Annotated in this window: 14 protein-coding genes and 1 pseudogene; 8 read left to right on the forward strand and 7 right to left on the reverse strand. The window is 61.3% G+C overall.

The window, feature by feature from the left end; all coding sequences use genetic code 11:
• From HMPREF2565_RS12765 to HMPREF2565_RS12780, 4 genes and pseudogenes are all read right to left on the reverse strand, one after another.
• Positions 1 to 523: pseudogene (locus HMPREF2565_RS12765) on the reverse strand (HNH endonuclease); the annotation flags it as partial.
• 187 nt (positions 524 to 710) lie between these two features.
• Complete coding sequence (locus tag HMPREF2565_RS12770; RefSeq protein WP_071407517.1) at positions 711 to 1,901, reverse strand: MFS transporter; 1,191 nt, start codon at positions 1,899 to 1,901, stop codon at positions 711 to 713.
• Positions 1,902 to 2,002: 101 nt separating this feature from the next.
• Positions 2,003 to 3,286, reverse strand: a complete 1,284-nt coding sequence (locus HMPREF2565_RS12775) for a D-arabinono-1,4-lactone oxidase (protein ID WP_071407518.1) — start codon at positions 3,284 to 3,286, stop codon at positions 2,003 to 2,005.
• Positions 3,283 to 4,455: a type III PLP-dependent enzyme domain-containing protein gene (locus tag HMPREF2565_RS12780; protein WP_071407519.1), complete on the reverse strand. Its 1,173-nt coding sequence runs from the start codon at positions 4,453 to 4,455 to the stop codon at positions 3,283 to 3,285. The genes HMPREF2565_RS12775 and HMPREF2565_RS12780 overlap by 4 nt, the downstream gene beginning before the upstream one ends.
• 90 nt (positions 4,456 to 4,545) lie before the next feature.
• Between HMPREF2565_RS12780 and HMPREF2565_RS12785 the strand changes: the two genes are divergently transcribed.
• The gene (locus HMPREF2565_RS12785) at positions 4,546 to 6,093 is read left to right on the forward strand and encodes a succinic semialdehyde dehydrogenase (RefSeq protein ID WP_071407520.1); all 1,548 of its coding nucleotides are present in this window, start codon (positions 4,546 to 4,548) and stop codon (positions 6,091 to 6,093) included.
• Between the two features lie 11 nt (positions 6,094 to 6,104).
• Entirely contained in the window at positions 6,105 to 7,070 is a 966-nt protein-coding gene (locus tag HMPREF2565_RS12790) for a winged helix DNA-binding domain-containing protein (protein WP_071407521.1), read from the forward strand.
• A gap of 1 nt (position 7,071) precedes the next feature.
• Here HMPREF2565_RS12790 and HMPREF2565_RS12795 read toward each other — a convergent pair whose 3' ends face one another.
• A complete protein-coding gene (locus tag HMPREF2565_RS12795) occupies positions 7,072 to 7,980 on the reverse strand; it encodes a cation diffusion facilitator family transporter (RefSeq protein ID WP_071407522.1) in 909 nt (302 codons plus the stop codon).
• A gap of 142 nt (positions 7,981 to 8,122) precedes the next feature.
• Here HMPREF2565_RS12795 and HMPREF2565_RS12800 point away from each other — a divergent pair, with 142 nt between their 5' ends.
• Genes HMPREF2565_RS12800 through HMPREF2565_RS12825 form a run of 6 tightly spaced genes read left to right on the forward strand, consistent with a single transcriptional unit; the run spans position 8,123 to position 13,099 of the window.
• On the forward strand, positions 8,123 to 8,785 hold the full coding sequence (locus tag HMPREF2565_RS12800) for an HAD family hydrolase (protein WP_071407523.1): 663 nt from the start codon (positions 8,123 to 8,125) through the stop codon (positions 8,783 to 8,785).
• Positions 8,786 to 8,817: 32 nt separating this feature from the next.
• Complete coding sequence (locus tag HMPREF2565_RS12805; RefSeq protein ID WP_071407524.1) at positions 8,818 to 9,810, forward strand: phosphate/phosphite/phosphonate ABC transporter substrate-binding protein; 993 nt, start codon at positions 8,818 to 8,820, stop codon at positions 9,808 to 9,810.
• 31 nt (positions 9,811 to 9,841) lie between these two features.
• Positions 9,842 to 10,642 (forward strand): phosphonate ABC transporter ATP-binding protein, encoded by an 801-nt coding sequence (phnC, locus tag HMPREF2565_RS12810; protein WP_071407525.1) that lies wholly within the window; start codon positions 9,842 to 9,844, stop codon positions 10,640 to 10,642.
• Positions 10,639 to 11,433 carry a phosphonate ABC transporter, permease protein PhnE gene (gene phnE, locus HMPREF2565_RS12815; protein WP_071407526.1) on the forward strand — a complete coding sequence of 265 codons (795 nt, stop codon included), beginning with the start codon at positions 10,639 to 10,641 and terminating at the stop codon, positions 11,431 to 11,433. The genes phnC and phnE (HMPREF2565_RS12815) overlap by 4 nt, the downstream gene beginning before the upstream one ends.
• Entirely contained in the window at positions 11,430 to 12,245 is an 816-nt protein-coding gene (gene phnE / locus HMPREF2565_RS12820; protein ID WP_071407527.1) for a phosphonate ABC transporter, permease protein PhnE, read from the forward strand. Before phnE (HMPREF2565_RS12815) ends, phnE (HMPREF2565_RS12820) begins: the two co-directional genes overlap by 4 nt.
• Positions 12,246 to 12,256: 11 nt before the next feature.
• Positions 12,257 to 13,099 (forward strand): MurR/RpiR family transcriptional regulator, encoded by an 843-nt coding sequence (locus HMPREF2565_RS12825; protein ID WP_071407528.1) that lies wholly within the window; start codon positions 12,257 to 12,259, stop codon positions 13,097 to 13,099.
• Here HMPREF2565_RS12825 and HMPREF2565_RS12830 read toward each other — a convergent pair.
• Entirely contained in the window at positions 13,096 to 14,286 is a 1,191-nt protein-coding gene (locus HMPREF2565_RS12830) for an amidohydrolase (protein ID WP_071407529.1), read from the reverse strand. The genes HMPREF2565_RS12825 and HMPREF2565_RS12830 overlap by 4 nt on opposite strands.
• 31 nt (positions 14,287 to 14,317) lie before the next feature.
• Complete coding sequence (gene ychF, locus HMPREF2565_RS12835) at positions 14,318 to 15,403, reverse strand: redox-regulated ATPase YchF (protein WP_071407530.1); 1,086 nt, start codon at positions 15,401 to 15,403, stop codon at positions 14,318 to 14,320.
• Positions 15,404 to 15,412: the final 9 nt, after the last annotated feature.

Consider the following 15,412-nt stretch of genomic DNA (forward strand, 5'->3'; position numbering starts at 1 on the left):
AGGTGCCGTTAGAAGAAAACCGGTACGTATCTTTAGGCCGGGTATCCCGATAGGCAATGGAATCATCCAGTGTTTTACAAATATCGCGGACTTTGCGCCTGATTTGACTACGTGTAGGAAAAGCCTGATTCGGCTTAGAAGGGGTAAAAAAGTCAGCCAGGAGGGTGTCGATAGAATCTAGGGTTTCATCAGTCAAGGCTGTCAGTGCTGACATGGGTTGATCGATAGCAATGAGGGATTCAATGTCGAGCAGGCAGTGGGTGTCTTGTATGGCTTTGACTTTCGGCAGACTTTCTAGCCGGTGGATAGCACGCAGGCCGGATTTGATGTGGCCTTCCGGCAGTGACCAGGCCGCCACTAGGGATAGTGCGGTGGTGTTGATATCGGCGTGCAGGCTGGGCATGGCCCCGACCCAGGTTTTATAGGTGGCCCGGCGGGCTTTGGAGCGGGCTATGGCGTGTGGGTTATTAGGGTTGGTGGTGGAAAAGAAAAAGGTAGGCGGGCGTGTAGCGGTGGTGGTCATGGGTATCTCCCCCGAGATAAACCTGTGTTAGAAGAAGTGTTCTAAACATAATCCTAGCGGCCACCGCCACACATGGCTATAGCCAGTGGTAAATTCCCGTCAAGTCGTTACTATAAACGGGGGTAGCCACCATGCGTTAGCCAGGACATTCGACGCCAACCAACGAAAAATCCCACCAACGTGGAATCTATTCGTAGCGCACGTCACCACGTGCAACGTCCTTGCGCCCATGAACAATGAAGTAGACCACAGAAGCAACCAGCATCAAAGCCGCCAGCATCCAGTACATGGCGGAGTATCCCGTCGCGGAGATAACCTGCCCCAGCAGAATCGGACCGAAGCCGATGCCTAGGTCCAGCAGCAAGAAGAAGGTCGAGATGCCCGCACCCATCTCGTGCATCGGCACCAGGCGCACAGCGATAGCCTGACCCGCCGGCAGGATCGAGCCATATCCGATGCCCACCAAGGCGCCCGCCGCAACAATCTGCCAATCAGCACCAGCCGAAGCCAGAACAGCCAGACCAGCAATAAAGAAGACGAGCGAGGAGTAGATGATGATGTTGTCACCGCGACGATCCTGCAGCTTGCCCAGCACGAAACGCAGGATGAGGCTCACCACCGCATAGGCCAAGAAGAAATAGCTAGCCCCCTTCTCCAGACCGGCGTGAGAGGAGTAACCATTCAGGAAGGTAATGATGCCCGTATAAGCAACACCGACCAAAAGGATGAAAACTCCAAATGGCGCCACCGACGGGTGCACAATATTCCCCAAGGAGAAGGAGACGCTTCGACGCTCCTGCGCCGGCGCCTTGACGACGATCCCCAGTCCCAAGGCCACCACCGTCAGCGTCAACGCCACTAGAAACACGGAGTTATAGCCGGCGTTGTGGACAATCGCCAGGCCTGCCGCAGGACCAAAAGCGGTGGCCAGCGTCGTCCCCAAGGCGAAGTATCCCGTTCCCTCTGCACGACGATGGTCCGGGATAACCGATTGAGCCACAGCCATCACAGCCGTCGACGCCACCGCATAGCCGAAGCCGTGCAAGATACGGACAGCAAACAGCAGTGGCAGAGACTGAGCTGGGAAATACAGCGCCATCGCCACAGCCACCACGATGAGGGAGATGACCAGCGAACGTTTCCGCCCAGCAGCATCCACAATGTAGCCCGAAAAGAGGCGAGCAATCGTCGCCCCCACCACGAAGGCGCTTGAGGCAAACCCGCCCGCCGTATCCGAAGCTTGAAACTGCTCGACGGCATAGAGCGCCATGATGGTCACAAGCAGATAGAAGACCGTAAATTGGGCAAAATTGACCAACCACGCAAACACAAATGTCGGCGTAATGAGGGACTGGGATTCAGAGGACGTTTGAGACACCTTCTTTGACAGCGTTATGGAATTAGGACTTCCACACGCTACCAAAGATCAGAGATACATTCGAATCCCACCTTGCGGCTGTGCAGCGCTTGACGACACCCCTATCCGAACAGTTTCCGCAGGTAGGACGAACCGAATTTCCACTCCGGATCCATCTTTTCACGCAGCTCACAGAACTCCTCAAATCTTGTATAAAGTTGAGAAAAGTCGTTTCGGGACAGGGAGTTCATCTTGCCCCAGTGCGGGCGCCCACCCGCTGCGCGGAAGATCGGCTCCAGCTTGGGCATATAGTCCTGCGGGTTGAGCGCACGTGGAATGTGGAAGGCAATGTACATCGATTCGCAGCCCGATGCCGTTGACAGTGCAACGTCATCCGCGGCCGTCGTGCGCAGCTCCATCGGAAACCCGATGCGCCAATCCTGCTCGTCGATGAAGCGGCGGATCTCGCGGACGGTGGCGGGGCCGTCGGCAAGCGGCACCGCATACTCCATCTCGTGGAAGCGAACCCGCCGCGGGCTGACGAACACGTCGTGAGCAGCTGAACGGTAGCGGTTATGAGAGATAACCGAGGTGGCGAACTTGTTGAGCGTCGGAATCGTCCCCGGAATAAGACGCCCTAGAGCCAGGGCTGCGGCGAAGGCGCCATTGCCGATGAGCTCATCGTCGATAAGCGCCTTAAGGCGTGAGCGGCGCTCCCCGTTCGGTTCGAGGCGCGTGTTGGCCTTGACCATCGCGCGGTCAGTGTGCGGGAACCAGTAGGACTCGAAGTGGTCGACGCCCCGAGAGAGCTCCTCCCAGTTATCCATCAACTCATCGAAGGCAATGCCAGATTCTTCCGCCAGCAGGTCGAAGGCATCCACGCACTGCATTTCGACTTCGACAACCACGCCGAGCGCACCGACGCTGACGACCACGAGGCGAAGGAGTTCTGGGTCTTCGTCGATGGAATAGGTGCGGGTGTTGCCGTCGGCGTCGATAAGCGTCAGCCCAGTGACCGTGCCTGCAAAGCCCGTGTAATTGATGCCGGTGCCGTGGGTCGAGGTGGAAATCGCGCCCGCTAGCGATTGCGGGTCCACATCCCCCTGATTGGCCAGGGCAAGACCAAAGGGGCGCAGGAGCTTAGGCACGTCCCGCAAGCGAGTGCCCGCCAGGAATCGGACGCGTTTGCGCTGCTTATCGACGCTCACCAGTCCACTCACGTGATCGAGATTGAGCATGGTCTCCTCCCCCGCTGCGATGGGAGTGAAGGAGTGGCCGGCGCCCACCGCACGCACGCTGCGGGAGCGGCTAATGATTCCGGGGATCTCGTCTATGCGGGATGGCTGTACAAACTCCTGCGGTTTCGTGGTGACCGATCCTGCCCAGTTGCTAAAAGTTGTTGTCATCGGAGTGTCCATCCTTGTCCTCTATAGGTGTCCCATACATCAACGCCGTCATTTCCAACAGCCAAAAGGCGGTCGACGTTTTCTGTCATTTCGCCGGCCTTGGCGTGGCGGAACCACACCAGATCCTCGACGTTCATATCCACGCCTCGGAGAGGCGTCTGTACTTCACCGGCGCCCTCAGTACTGGAGTAGCTAAGGCCCGCCGGCCACACCGGTACGGGGACGCGATCCTTCGCGGGAGGGCCGGAGGCGATCCAGCCTCCGGAGTTGACCGTGGCCCAGCCCGGCGCGGGCACACGGGATACTTGGCAGACGAAGAACGCGGCCGCCTTGTGGTTGATACCGGTGAAATCATCGAAAATCGCTGGCGTGTAGAAACCGGAGCCAGCGGCGAGCTCGGTCAAGGTTCCCTCGGCCGCGGATTCCTGGAGGCTGCCCGTGCCGCCGCCGTTGACGAATTCGATGTCCGCCACCTCCCGCGCGGCCTCCACGCAGGCTCGGCGTCGCGGGGCCAAGTCCGCCATGGACTTGGTGCGCAGCCAGCGCTTGACCGCTCCCACCGGACCCGGCAGGCCATCCGCGACGGATGCCACTTGACCCTCATAGGCCATAAGTCCGACAAGCCGGTGCCCGCGCCGAAGAATCTCGCGCGCCAATACTGACACCTGTTCCGGCGTGCGCACAGGTGAGCGCCGCGGGCCGATGACCGCCCCCGGCACGTGGAGGGTGCAGTCAATATCGATGGCCACGCGCAGGGAACCCTCAAGCAGGCCTAAGAGTTCGACACTATCCACCATGACGGTGATGGACTCGCGCGCGGTGTCAGACGCTGCGAGCTCACGCAGGGCCTTACGGTTGACGCTCGGATAAGCCACCACGATGTCGCGGAAGCCCTCTCCCACCAGATGGAGCGCTTCTGGAACGGAATAGGCGAGGATGCCACGGTAGCCCCCGTGCTCGAGGGCACGACGAAGTGCTGCCACGCTGCGGATCGACTTCGAGGCCACGCGGATGGGTAGTCCCCCGGCACGAGTCGGCATCTGTGCAGCGTTGTAGTCGAACGCGGCGAGGTCAATAACGCCTACGGGCGCTGGGCTTTCTCCAGATCTGACGAGCGGCTCAACGGCCGCGCGGACCTGGGCCTGTGGAGTGGTCGCGAGGATTGGCATAGCGTCATCCTAACCACGATTAATTTAGTTTGTGAGACAAATCTCGAAAAATCTATAGCGGCCTCGCATATTTTTGGGACAATAGACCGCATGAAGACCTTCACTCAGACCCGTCTGCCCCAGCGAGTGCTCAATTTCTTAGACACGGACCCCGCCCGCGATGTTCGCGGCACGGGTGAGCAGCACCAGGCTCACGCGCCTTTTAGCGGTGAGGATCTCTTTAGCTTCCCTGTCGCCACCGCCGGGGACGTCGAGAAAGCCGTCAACTATGCGCGCGCAGGCGTTGGCCAAGGTGACCGCGCCGCCATCCTGCTGCGCCTGCACGACCTCGTTCACGAGAATGAGGAGCTCATCCTCGATCTCATCCAGGCAGAAAACGGCAAGTCCCGCTCCCATGCCTATGACGAGCTGATGGATCTGTATAACTGCGCGCGCTTCTACGCGGTCAATATCCGCAAAGCTTTCGGCGCTGACCGCCACCCCGGCGCGCTTCCCGTGCTGACTAAGACCCGCACCCAGCATTACCCGCTGGGCGTGGTGGGGCTTATCTCTCCGTGGAACTATCCCCTGTCCCTCGGTGTAGGCGATGTTCTGGCAGCCCTCTCGGCTGGTAATGCCGTGGTGCACAAACCGGATTCTCAGACCACGCTGACGGCGATTCTGCTGCGACGCCTAGCCATCGAGGCGGGCCTGCCGGAGGCGGCCTGGCAGCTGGTTCCCGGCCGCGGTGCGGAGGTGGGCGATGCCCTCGTGCCGCTGGTGGATGGCCTTTCCTTTACCGGTTCCACCAAGGCCGGCAAGTCCATCGCCGAGCAGGCAGCCGGACGCCTCATCCCCACCATGCTGGAGCTGGGTGGAAAGAACCCGATGCTGGTGCTTGACGACGCCCCCCTTAAGCCCACCGCCCAAGGTGCGGTGCGCACTGCATTTTCTTCCTCCGGCCAGCTGTGCATGTCCGCCGAGCGCGCCTATGTGCACGAGAGCGTCTTTGAGGAGTTCCTCGTCGAACTCGCGAACGCCCTAGACCAGCAGGTTTTGGGCGCGGCTTTCTCCGATGCCGCCACCATCGGCTCGCTGACCTCGCAACGCCAGCTCGATGCCGTTAAAGCCCACGTGGAGGATGCCGTGTCCAAGGGCGCCACCGTGGTCTACGGCGGAAAGGCCCGGCCGGACCTTGGGCCCTACTTCTATGAACCCACCGTGTTGACTGGTGTGACCCCAGAGATGGATCTCTATGCCACCGAAACCTTCGGCCCAGTGCTCGCTGTCTATCCGGTCAGCTCTGATGCGGAAGCCATCCAGCGCGCCAACGACACCTCCTACGGCCTATCCGCATCGGTGTGGTCCGGGAATTCCCGCCGCGCATGGAAGGTGGCCTCCCAGCTGGAAGCCGGCATGGTCAACATCAACGAAGGCTTCGCCGCCGCGTATGGTTCCATCGCCGCACCCGGTGGCGGCGTCAAGGAGTCTGGCCTCAATCACCGCCACGGCATTACCGGCATGCGCCTGTGGGCCAATGAGCGCACCGTGGCCGAGCAACGCCTACACCCGCTTGCGCCCTCGGAGTACATCTCCCCGGAGCGCTTCCGTCAGCTGGTGTCCACCGGCATGCAGCTGATGAAGACCTTCCGACTCTAACCTAAACAGCAATGAAGGAACTTACCCGCGATGAGCTTCTCGCTCGTCGGCTCATTGCTCAAGGCCTTGCACCATCGGCGGCGCGGCCGACTCTGGCGTCGGCCCTCGATGTTGCCGAGCATCTGCTCGCCCTCCAGGGCCAGACCTACGATGCCGGTATCAGAGCACTTGCTCTTCGCGCCGGCTGCGATGAGCAAAAGGTACTCGAAGACGTAGCACGCTTTCGCGTGGTGCGCTGTTGGCCGCAGCGCGGCACGCTGCACTTCATGCCGGCTGCCGACGTCCGCTGGATGTCCCGCCTCCTCTATCCACGAATGGCTTCCAGCCAGAAATCTCGGCGGCCGAGTTTGGGGCTGAGCGAAGACATGGTGGCAGCTGCCTCGGAAGCGCTTCACAGCGCTGCGACCGAACCCCTGAGCCGCACGGAAGTCTACGAGATTTTCGCTGAAGCTGGCGTTGATCCCACTGAAGGCCGAGGCTCCCACCTACTCCGCGCTTTCGGCGGTGCCGGCGACCTCGTGCAGGGCCCGAAAGCTGGCAACCAAGAGACTTTCCTCCACGTCGACGCGCTGCCTACCGTCCAGCGCGAACCGGAGGAGCCGCTTGCTGAGCTGGCCCAGCGCTATGTCGAAGGACATGGCCCAGTGTCCGCAGCCGACCTCCAAGCATGGTCCAAGCTCAGTAAATCCCAGGCCACCAAGGCCTTGACATCGACGGTTGCTCAACCTGTGTGTCACGATGGTCAGGACTTCTGGATGGCCCCCTGGCAGGAGGATGTCACGGCTAGCGAGATCGATGAGGCCCTAAAAATCCGCCTCGAGCTCCCCGCCTTTGATGAATACCTTCTGGGCTATGCGCACAAGGAATGGATCGTACCCGATGAGATCCGCGATGATGTCCTTACCAAGAACGGCCTCAGCTGGCCGTGGGTCATGGAGGGCGGACGCGGGGTCGCAAGCCTGCGGTACGCGGGCTAACCTACAGCATCCGCAGGATGCGGCGGTGCACCGTGCCGGCTGGTTCAACGTGGATGAACACCTCGGCGCCGGGGAAAAGATCGTCGATGGCATCCTCGATACGGTCGGCGATGGTGTGCGAGTGCAACACCGTCCACTCACCAGGCACGTCCATCGTCAGGTAGACAAGGCGCTGACGACCCGCTGCCACTGTGCGGCGCGAGGTAAAGGAGACCTGGTGGTGGTCTTCCAGCTCATTGAGAAGCGCGTCCAGCTGGGCATGCTCTTCCTTGGGCAAGGATTCCGACAGAAGGGAGCTCAGGGATTCCTTGAGCAGCTTGTACCCGGTCCACAAGATGTTGATACCGACTGCCAGCGCGATGACGGGGTCCAACCACAGCCAGCCTGTCAACGCCACTGCCCCGATGCCGACGATGACGCCGACGGAGGTCCAGACGTCGGTAAGCAGGTGCTGACCATCCGCCTGCAGGGCAGAAGAGCGGTACTGCTTTCCGGCGCGGACAAGCAGCAGACCGACCACCAAGTTAATGAGAGCCGCTACTAGCGACAGCAGCAAACCAACGCTTGGCTGTTCAAGCGGCAGCGGATGCAAGAAGCGGCGAATGGCCGTGTATATGATCATCGCGGCCGCGACGAAAATCATCGCGCCTTCCACCAGCGCGGAAACATATTCAGCCTTGCCATGACCAAATTGGTGGTTCGCATCCGCGGGCTTAGCGGCAATTTTGATGGCGATGAATCCCACCACTGCGGCGACCAGGTTGACACCGGACTCGAGAGCATCCGAAAGGAAGCCCACCGACCCCGTCACCGCGGCAGCAATCACTTTGAGAACAATGGTGACGACGGCGGCGGCAATGGAAAGCTTCATGAAGCGTTCGAGCAACCGCTGCTCATTCGGATGAGACATGCGTGTCCTTCTATGAATCCTGCGGTAAGGAAACGGATTGTTACCGCGTGTAGGTTACCAAAGACGAGAGTGCACGTACTGTTCACGCAATGTTTACCGCGTGCGGTCGCAAAGTACATAAACCACCGTTAGTTTGTACTTCATGTCCAAAGACATATCTCCCCCGGTTCTCCTCTTCGATTTTGACGGGACCGTCAGCCTGGGTCACGGGCCTGTACTGGCTTATGCCCGCCATATCGCGGAGGCGACCGGACACCACTCCATTTATCACACCGCCGAGCAGATGCTCTCAACCAACGATGCCGCCCTAGCGAAGTACCGCGATGGCTACGATCTCGTCCGCAGTCTCGCCGCCGATTGCGATGTTCCGGAGGACTCCTGCCAACAGGCCTATATGGCTTCCCGGGAGAACCTTGCGAACACCGGAATCACGGCTCCCGAAGGCCTCGCCGAGTTGTTGAGTACCTACCCAGGCCGCGCGATCCTCGCTACCAACTCTCCCGAAACTGGCCTCGCCGAAGCTCTAAAGGTTTTAGGGCTAAGCAGTTCCTTCGACGTCATTTACACGAGGTTGGGCAAGCCCAAAGGCTTGACCCGAATCCTCGATGCCGATTTCTCTGACAAAGCCGCCAACACTGTCATCGGTTTTGGCGATATCTGGGATTTCGATCTCGCTCCCGTGGACGCCTTTGGCGGGCGCACCGTTTTGTTAGAAACACCTTTCGCCACCCCCGCAGACGCCGACCCCACGTGGCGCGTGCAGCGCGTCACCGACATCTTTTCCGAACTATCTTCCGCCCACTAAATCTCCGACCCTCGACACAGAAAGACATTCTCATGCGCCGCTTCACTGCCCTTGCCGCCTCCGCCCTTGCACTGTCGCTCTCCCTGACTGCCTGCTCCTCTGACTCCGATTCCTCTTCGGCCAATGGCTCGGACTCCCCCGACAAGCTCACCCTCGCGCTGATCCCGAACGAGAAGGTCAACGATCTCGTCACCACCGCGAAGCCGCTGACTGATTACCTCTCTGAGGAGCTCGGCGTCGAAGTCGAGGGCGTCGTGACCAAGGATTACCAGGCCGCCGTCGAGGCAATCGGCTCCGGTCAAGCAGATATCGCGATCGCCTCCGCCGCGCAGCTGGCCTCCGCCGAAGACATGTACGGCGCACACGCCGTGCTGCAGGATGAGCGCTTCGGCGCGGATTCCTACGCCGGCCAGTTCGTCACCAACAACCCCGACAAGTACTGCGAGGACGAGCCAGTGGCCTCCACTTATGCTGCCAGCGGCGCCGACTACCTGTACTGCAACGGCACCGCCACCCCGGAAGAGAACAAGGGCCAGGGCCCGAAGGGCTTGGAAGCGCTGAAGAAGATCGACGGGGATACCACCGTCGCCATGCTGGGCGCGACCTCCCCCGCCGGCTACCAGCTGCCGGTCATGGCCATGGAATCCCGGGGCATCGACGTCGACAGCCTCAAGAAGGTACCAGTGACCTCCAACGATGCCTCCATCATGGCGGTCTACAACGGCGATGCCGAGGTGGGCTTCAGCTTCTGGGATGCGCGCTCCACCATCGATGCCGCGGAAGCTCCGGATCTGGCTGAGAAGCTCGTGGTCTTCGGCTACACCGACATGTACCCCAACGGTGGCGTCGTGATTTCTGATGAGGTCCCGGAGGATCTGCGCGACCAGATCACCGACCTCATGGACGGCTTTTCCGAGGTTGACCCGGACACCATGTCCGCCATCTTCGACATCACCGACTGGGTTCCGGCCAAGGAGGAATCCATCGACATGGCACGCAAGGTCAACGAGCGCTTCGCCCAGTAGCCTCCCACCCCCTACCCAGAAAGGCTCCCACATGACGGAGGAGAAGGCGTGGGGAATCCGCTTCGAGAATGTCTCGGTGCGCTACCCCAACGGAACGCTGGCGCTTGACGACGTCTCCGTAGACATCGCCCCCGGCGAATTCGTCGCCATCGTCGGCTTATCCGGCTCCGGAAAATCCACGTTTATCCGCAGCATCAACGGCCTTGTGCAGCCAACGTCCGGAAAGATCTTCGTGGGCGACCACGAGATATCCGCAGCGAAAGGATCACAGCTGCGTACGCTTCGCGGCCACATCGGCATGATCTTCCAGGAGTTCAATCTGGCGGACCGCGCGAGTGTCTTCTCCAATGTCCTCGTCGGACGCTTCTCCCACAACCCCAGCTGGCGCACACTGTTAGGTATCTCTACTGCTGAGGACAAAGCAATCGTCGCCGGGGCTCTCGACTCCGTGGGCATCCTGGACAAGGCATGGACCAAGGCCGGCGCCTTATCGGGCGGCCAAAAGCAGCGCGTGGCCATCGCCCGCGCGTTGTCCCAGAAGCCGGCAATCATGCTGGCCGATGAACCCGTCGCCTCCCTCGATCCTCCCACCGCCCACTCCGTGATGAAGGATCTGCGCCGCATCAACACCGAGCGTAACCTGACAACTCTGGTGAACCTGCACCTGGTGGATCTGGCACAGGACTACGCCACGCGCATCATCGGTATTCGCCACGGCAAGATCGTCTTCGACGGGCCCGCAGCAGGCTCCACTGTGGCAGACTTCGAGGCCATCTACGGACGGCGCATCCGCGAAGAAGACCAGCTGGGCGGTCAGGAGACCACGGCATGACGGCGGTCCTTCCCCCACGGCAGCGCAACTGGCCCGGAATTCTTGGCGGGCTGGCTGCTTTTCTCGCGCTCACCATCGCCACCTGCATCCCCGCCTGGGGCGGAATCGAGATCGACTTTGGGCAGATTGCTCGCAACTGGCGCAACGGCGCCGACCGCTTGGCCCTGATGTTCAGCCCCGACTGGTCCATCCTCCCGCGCACGTGGGAGCCGATGCTTGAAACCCTCGCCATGGCCGTAGTCGGTGCCGCCATCTCCGCGGTCATCGCTCTGCCCCTATCCCTGTGGGCGGCGCGGCCCACCAACCCATCGACACCGTGGCGCTCGCTAGTGCGCGGCATCGTCAACGTTGTCCGCGCGGTGCCCGACTTGGTCTACGCCACCATCCTCGTGGCCATGCTCGGCGTCGGTGCCCTGCCCGGCATCATCACGCTGGTGCTTTTCGACGTCGGCATCGTGGTCAAGCTCGTCTCCGAAGCCATCGACTCCGCGGATGATTCTTACATGGAGGCCGGCCGCGCCGCCGGCGGCACGCAAACCCAGATCAACCGGGTTACTGCCCTGCCGCAGACCTGGCCGGTCTTTGCCAGCCAGGTGATCTACTCCCTCGAGCTCAACGTCCGCATCTCCGCGGTCCTCGGTCTCGTGGGCGCTGGTGGCATTGGCCTGCTGATCGACGAAGTCCGTGGTTTCTACCGCTATGACGCGCTCTCCGCCATCGTGCTCGAGCTACTCATCGTGGTCATCGCCTTGGAAATCGTGTCCGTCACTCTGCGAAAGAGGCTGCGATGAGCACTACACACATGAGCTCGGCACGCACACTGCCCTCCCGATCTCGCAGCTGGGGGACCTATGCTGCTTGGGCCGCCATCCTCCTTGTCCTGGCTCTGTCGTTTGGCTACATTCGGGTCGATCTGACAGCCTTGCAGGACCTGCCCGCCAACATCTGGCACTACCTCGTTCTCATGTTCTCCAACCCGGACTGGTCCAAACTGGGTGAGGCCCTCCTGCAGACCTGGCGCTCTGTGGCCATGGCCTGGATCGGCGCGTTGCTCGGAGTATTCCTTTCCACCATCCTCGGCGTCCTGGCTGCCAATACAGTCTCCCCGGGGTGGGTATGCCTACCGCTGCGAGCGCTCTTTGCCATCATCCGCGCGGTACCGGAGATCATCATCGCCATCATTATCCTCACCGTCACCGGTCTGACCCCGTTTACGGGTGCGCTGGCGCTGGCCATCGGTGGCATCGGCACGCACGCCAAGTGGACTTATGAAGCCATCGAAACTGCGCCCACCGGGCCAGCCGAAGCCGTCAAGGCCGCCGGCGGCAACCTAGCAGAAATGGTGCGCTGGGGAACCTGGCCCATCGTTCAGCCGGAACTAGCCTCACTCGCGCTCTACCGTTTTGAGATCAACGTGCGCACCTCCGCGGTCCTCGGCCTCATCGGCGTGGGAGGCATCGGTGACATGCTCACCGGCTATACGCAGTACCGCCAGTGGGACGTCGTCGGCGTCCTGCTCATCGTGGTCATCGTCATCACCATGTCCATCGACGCCATCTCCGGCGCTATCCGCCGCCGCATCGTGGCTGCCAAATTCACCTGATAGTTAGCCCTATGACTGATTCCGCCCCACTCTCCGCGCACATCACCACGCGCATGCCGAGCCTGCAGCCCATCGAACAACGCGTGGCCCAGGCAATCCTCGAGGACATGGACTTTGTCCTACACGCCACCGCGGACCAGCTGGCGGCCAAGGTGGGAACGTCACGCACCTCCGTCATCCGCACCGCGAAAGCGCTGGGCTATGACGGATACCAGCAACTGCGTGTAGCACTCACGCAGGAAATCGCGCAGCGCCCGAAGCCGCTTCCCGATTCCGACTCCACCCACGTTGGCCGCATGTCCGCTGAGATTGCGTCCTTTAGCAACTACCTACATGGGCTCACTGCCCTGCTCAACGAGGACGAGCTAACCGCAACGGTGAAGGTATTGGCACAGGCCAACCGCGTTCTCGTCGTAGGCAACGGCCTCTCCGCTCCCCTAGCTCAAACCATGGCGCTGCGGCTGACAAGCATCGGGCGCCCAGCCGAGTTCGTGGCGGAGGCCATGGGGCAGCACATCGCCGCGACGCAACTAGATAAAGACTGCGTGTGCCTCGTGGTCTCAGGTTCTGGGTCAACCACGCTCACGCTCAGGGCCGCCACCGCTGCCTTCGAAGCGGGCGCAAAGCTCATCGCGCTGACCTCGTTTACGTCCTCGCCACTGGCGGAGCTCGCTTCCTACACCCTGGTCATCCCTTCCCCCGATGGGACGTTTCGCGCGGAGCTGCAGGATGCCTCCCGCGTAGCCTTCCTGCTGGTTTTGGAAGCGCTCGTCACGCTGGTGGATTCCCACCTCGATAACTCCGCTGCACGGCGCACAGTACTCTCCGTGCTGCAATCGGCGATGGAAGATTAATTTTCCAGGTAGGCGTAGGCCGCGGCGATGAGAGCCTGCGTCGCCGTGGTAAGAGTCGGCTGCAGCTCCGGAGCAAAGCGCGGGTTGTGGTTGGGGATTGACGCACCGTCGGTACGCCCGCCGAAGCCCCAGAAACAATAGGGAGCGCCGAAGGCATCGGGGATACGAGAGAAATCCTCCGAGGCGGTCCACGGCTCCATGTCGAGGACGTTGTCGCTACCTAGGACGTCGATAAGCTGCGCGCGCACCTTGTCGGTCACGTCGTCATCGTTGACGGTGAGGGGGTAATTATCACTCTGCACAAACTCCGGCTCGCGCGGGGACATCGCTGCCCAGCACTCCGCCTTAACAATGCGGTGAATCGCCTCGACGATCTGAGCCCGGACGTCTTCGTCATAGGCACGGATGTTGATGCGTAAGGTCGCCGAATCCGGAATGATATTGGCCTTCGAACCCGCCTGCAGTGCGCCAACGGTCAATACGGCGAAGTGGTGCGGATCGACTTCACGGGAGACAACTGTTTGCAGCCGCAGAACGATGGAGCTAGCGAGCACCACCGGATCAACGCTGAGGTGCGGCATCGAGCCATGAGAACCGTGACCATAGACGGTGACGGTGAGTGAGGTCGCCGTGGACAAGACCGGGCCGGGTGCGATGAGTACGCTGCCAGCGGGGGCATCCTTATCAATGAAGATGTGCTGGCCAAAGGCCACATCAGGCGTGGGGACTTTTTCGGTGAGTCCCGCGTCCACCATGGACTGCGCGCCCTCGGCGGTTTCCTCACCCGGCTGGAAAAGGGCGATGAAGGTACCGGACCACGCGTCAGTGGCCTTCGCCAGTGCCTCAGTGGCGCCGAGCAAGGCGGTCACGTGGGCATCGTGCCCACAGGCGTGCATTGCCTCACCCGTAGCGGAGTAGTCCAGGCCGGTGTCCTCGGTGATGGGCAGGCCGTCGAAATCTGCGCGCTCCAAGACGGTCGAGCCTTCGCCGTTGCGGAGGATGCCGACGACTCCCCCGCCGAATTCCAGCACCTCAACTCCTGGAAAATCCTGGAGCTTATCCGCGATAACACCGCGGGTGCGCTCCTCCTCCATGCTGAGCTCAGGATGCTGGTGCAGATCCTTGTAAAGGGCTTCTTGCCACTGCGTGGCCTCTGCTGCACGTTCGAGGATGTGGGCGATACTCATGCCCACAGCCTACGCGCTATGAGCGCACGAGTTAGCCGCCGATCTTGAAATCGCAGACGTCGCCGTCCTGCATGATGTACTCCTTGCCCTCCTGGCGCACCTTGCCAGCATTGCGGGCTTCCGCCATGGAGCCAGCGGCGTCCAGGTCATCGAAGGAGACGATCTCGGCCTTGATGAACTTCTTCTCAAAGTCGGTGTGAATTACACCCGCGGCCTGCGGTGCTGCGGAGCCCTGCTTGATGGTCCACGCGCGAGCTTCCTTCGGGCCTGCGGTCAGGTACGTCTGCAGGCCGAGGGTGGCGAAGCCGGCCTTGGCCAACGTCGCCAAGCCAGGCTCCTCCTGCCCCACCGACTCGAGCAATTCGAGTGCCTCCGCCTCATCGAGCTCAAGGAGGTCGGTTTCGGTCTGGGCATCGAGGAAGACGCATTCCGCAGGGGCGACGAGCTGGCGCAGCTCCTCCTTCTTGGCGTCATCGGTAAGCACGGCCTCATCCGAGTTGAAGACATAAAGGAAGGGCTTCGCGGTCATGAGGTGCAGCTCGCGCAGGAGGGTTAGGTCGATCTCGTTGCTCTTGGAAGCGGCGAAGAGGGTGCGGTCATCTTCCAAGATGGCCTGGGCCTTCTTGGTCTCCTCCACGGTCTCTGCCAGGTCCTTGTTTTTGCGGGCTTCCTTTTCCAAACGAGGCAGGGCCTTCTCAATGGTTTGGAGGTCCGCGAGGATGAGCTCGGTATTAATAACGGAGATGTCGTGCGCCGGGTTGACCTCACCGTCAACGTGGATCACGTTCTCATCGGCGAAGGCTCGCACCACCTGACAGATGGCGTCAGCTTCACGGATGTTGGCGAGGAAGGCGTTGCCCATGCCTTCACCCTTGGAAGCGCCTTCGACAATGCCGGCGATGTCCACGAAGGACACGGTGGCCGGGAGGATGCGCTCGGAGCTGAAGATTTCCGCTAGGCGGTTCAGGCGGGAATCGGGGAGCTCAACGAGGCCGACATTCGGCTCAATGGTGGCAAACGGGTAGTTCGCCGCCAAGATGTCGGAACGGGTCAGGGCATTAAACAAAGTGGACTTGCCCACGTTGGGCAGGCCGACGATTCCAAGTGTAAGACTCACGGGGCCAAT

This window comes from Corynebacterium sp. HMSC072A04 (assembly GCF_001809235.1).
GTDB classification, from domain to species: Bacteria; Actinomycetota; Actinomycetes; order Mycobacteriales; family Mycobacteriaceae; genus Corynebacterium; species Corynebacterium hiratae.

Bases quoted from the DNA above. Each gene is read 5' to 3' on its own strand.
- HMPREF2565_RS12775 (WP_071407518.1), bottom strand. From the start codon at position 3,286: ATGACAACAACTTTTAGCAACTGGGCAGGATCGGTCACCACGAAACCG.
- phnE (WP_071407526.1), top strand. From the start codon at position 10,639: ATGACGGCGGTCCTTCCCCCACGGCAGCGCAACTGGCCCGGAATTCTT.
- HMPREF2565_RS12785 (WP_071407520.1), top strand. From the start codon at position 4,546: ATGAAGACCTTCACTCAGACCCGTCTGCCCCAGCGAGTGCTCAATTTC.
- HMPREF2565_RS12790 (WP_071407521.1), top strand. From the start codon at position 6,105: ATGAAGGAACTTACCCGCGATGAGCTTCTCGCTCGTCGGCTCATTGCT.
- phnC (WP_071407525.1), top strand. From the start codon at position 9,842: ATGACGGAGGAGAAGGCGTGGGGAATCCGCTTCGAGAATGTCTCGGTG.
- HMPREF2565_RS12825 (WP_071407528.1), top strand. From the start codon at position 12,257: ATGACTGATTCCGCCCCACTCTCCGCGCACATCACCACGCGCATGCCG.
- HMPREF2565_RS12795 (WP_071407522.1), bottom strand. From the start codon at position 7,980: ATGTCTCATCCGAATGAGCAGCGGTTGCTCGAACGCTTCATGAAGCTT.
- HMPREF2565_RS12800 (WP_071407523.1), top strand. From the start codon at position 8,123: ATGTCCAAAGACATATCTCCCCCGGTTCTCCTCTTCGATTTTGACGGG.
- HMPREF2565_RS12830 (WP_071407529.1), bottom strand. From the start codon at position 14,286: ATGAGTATCGCCCACATCCTCGAACGTGCAGCAGAGGCCACGCAGTGG.
- phnE (WP_071407527.1), top strand. From the start codon at position 11,430: ATGAGCACTACACACATGAGCTCGGCACGCACACTGCCCTCCCGATCT.
- HMPREF2565_RS12780 (WP_071407519.1), bottom strand. From the start codon at position 4,455: ATGCCAATCCTCGCGACCACTCCACAGGCCCAGGTCCGCGCGGCCGTT.
- HMPREF2565_RS12805 (WP_071407524.1), top strand. From the start codon at position 8,818: ATGCGCCGCTTCACTGCCCTTGCCGCCTCCGCCCTTGCACTGTCGCTC.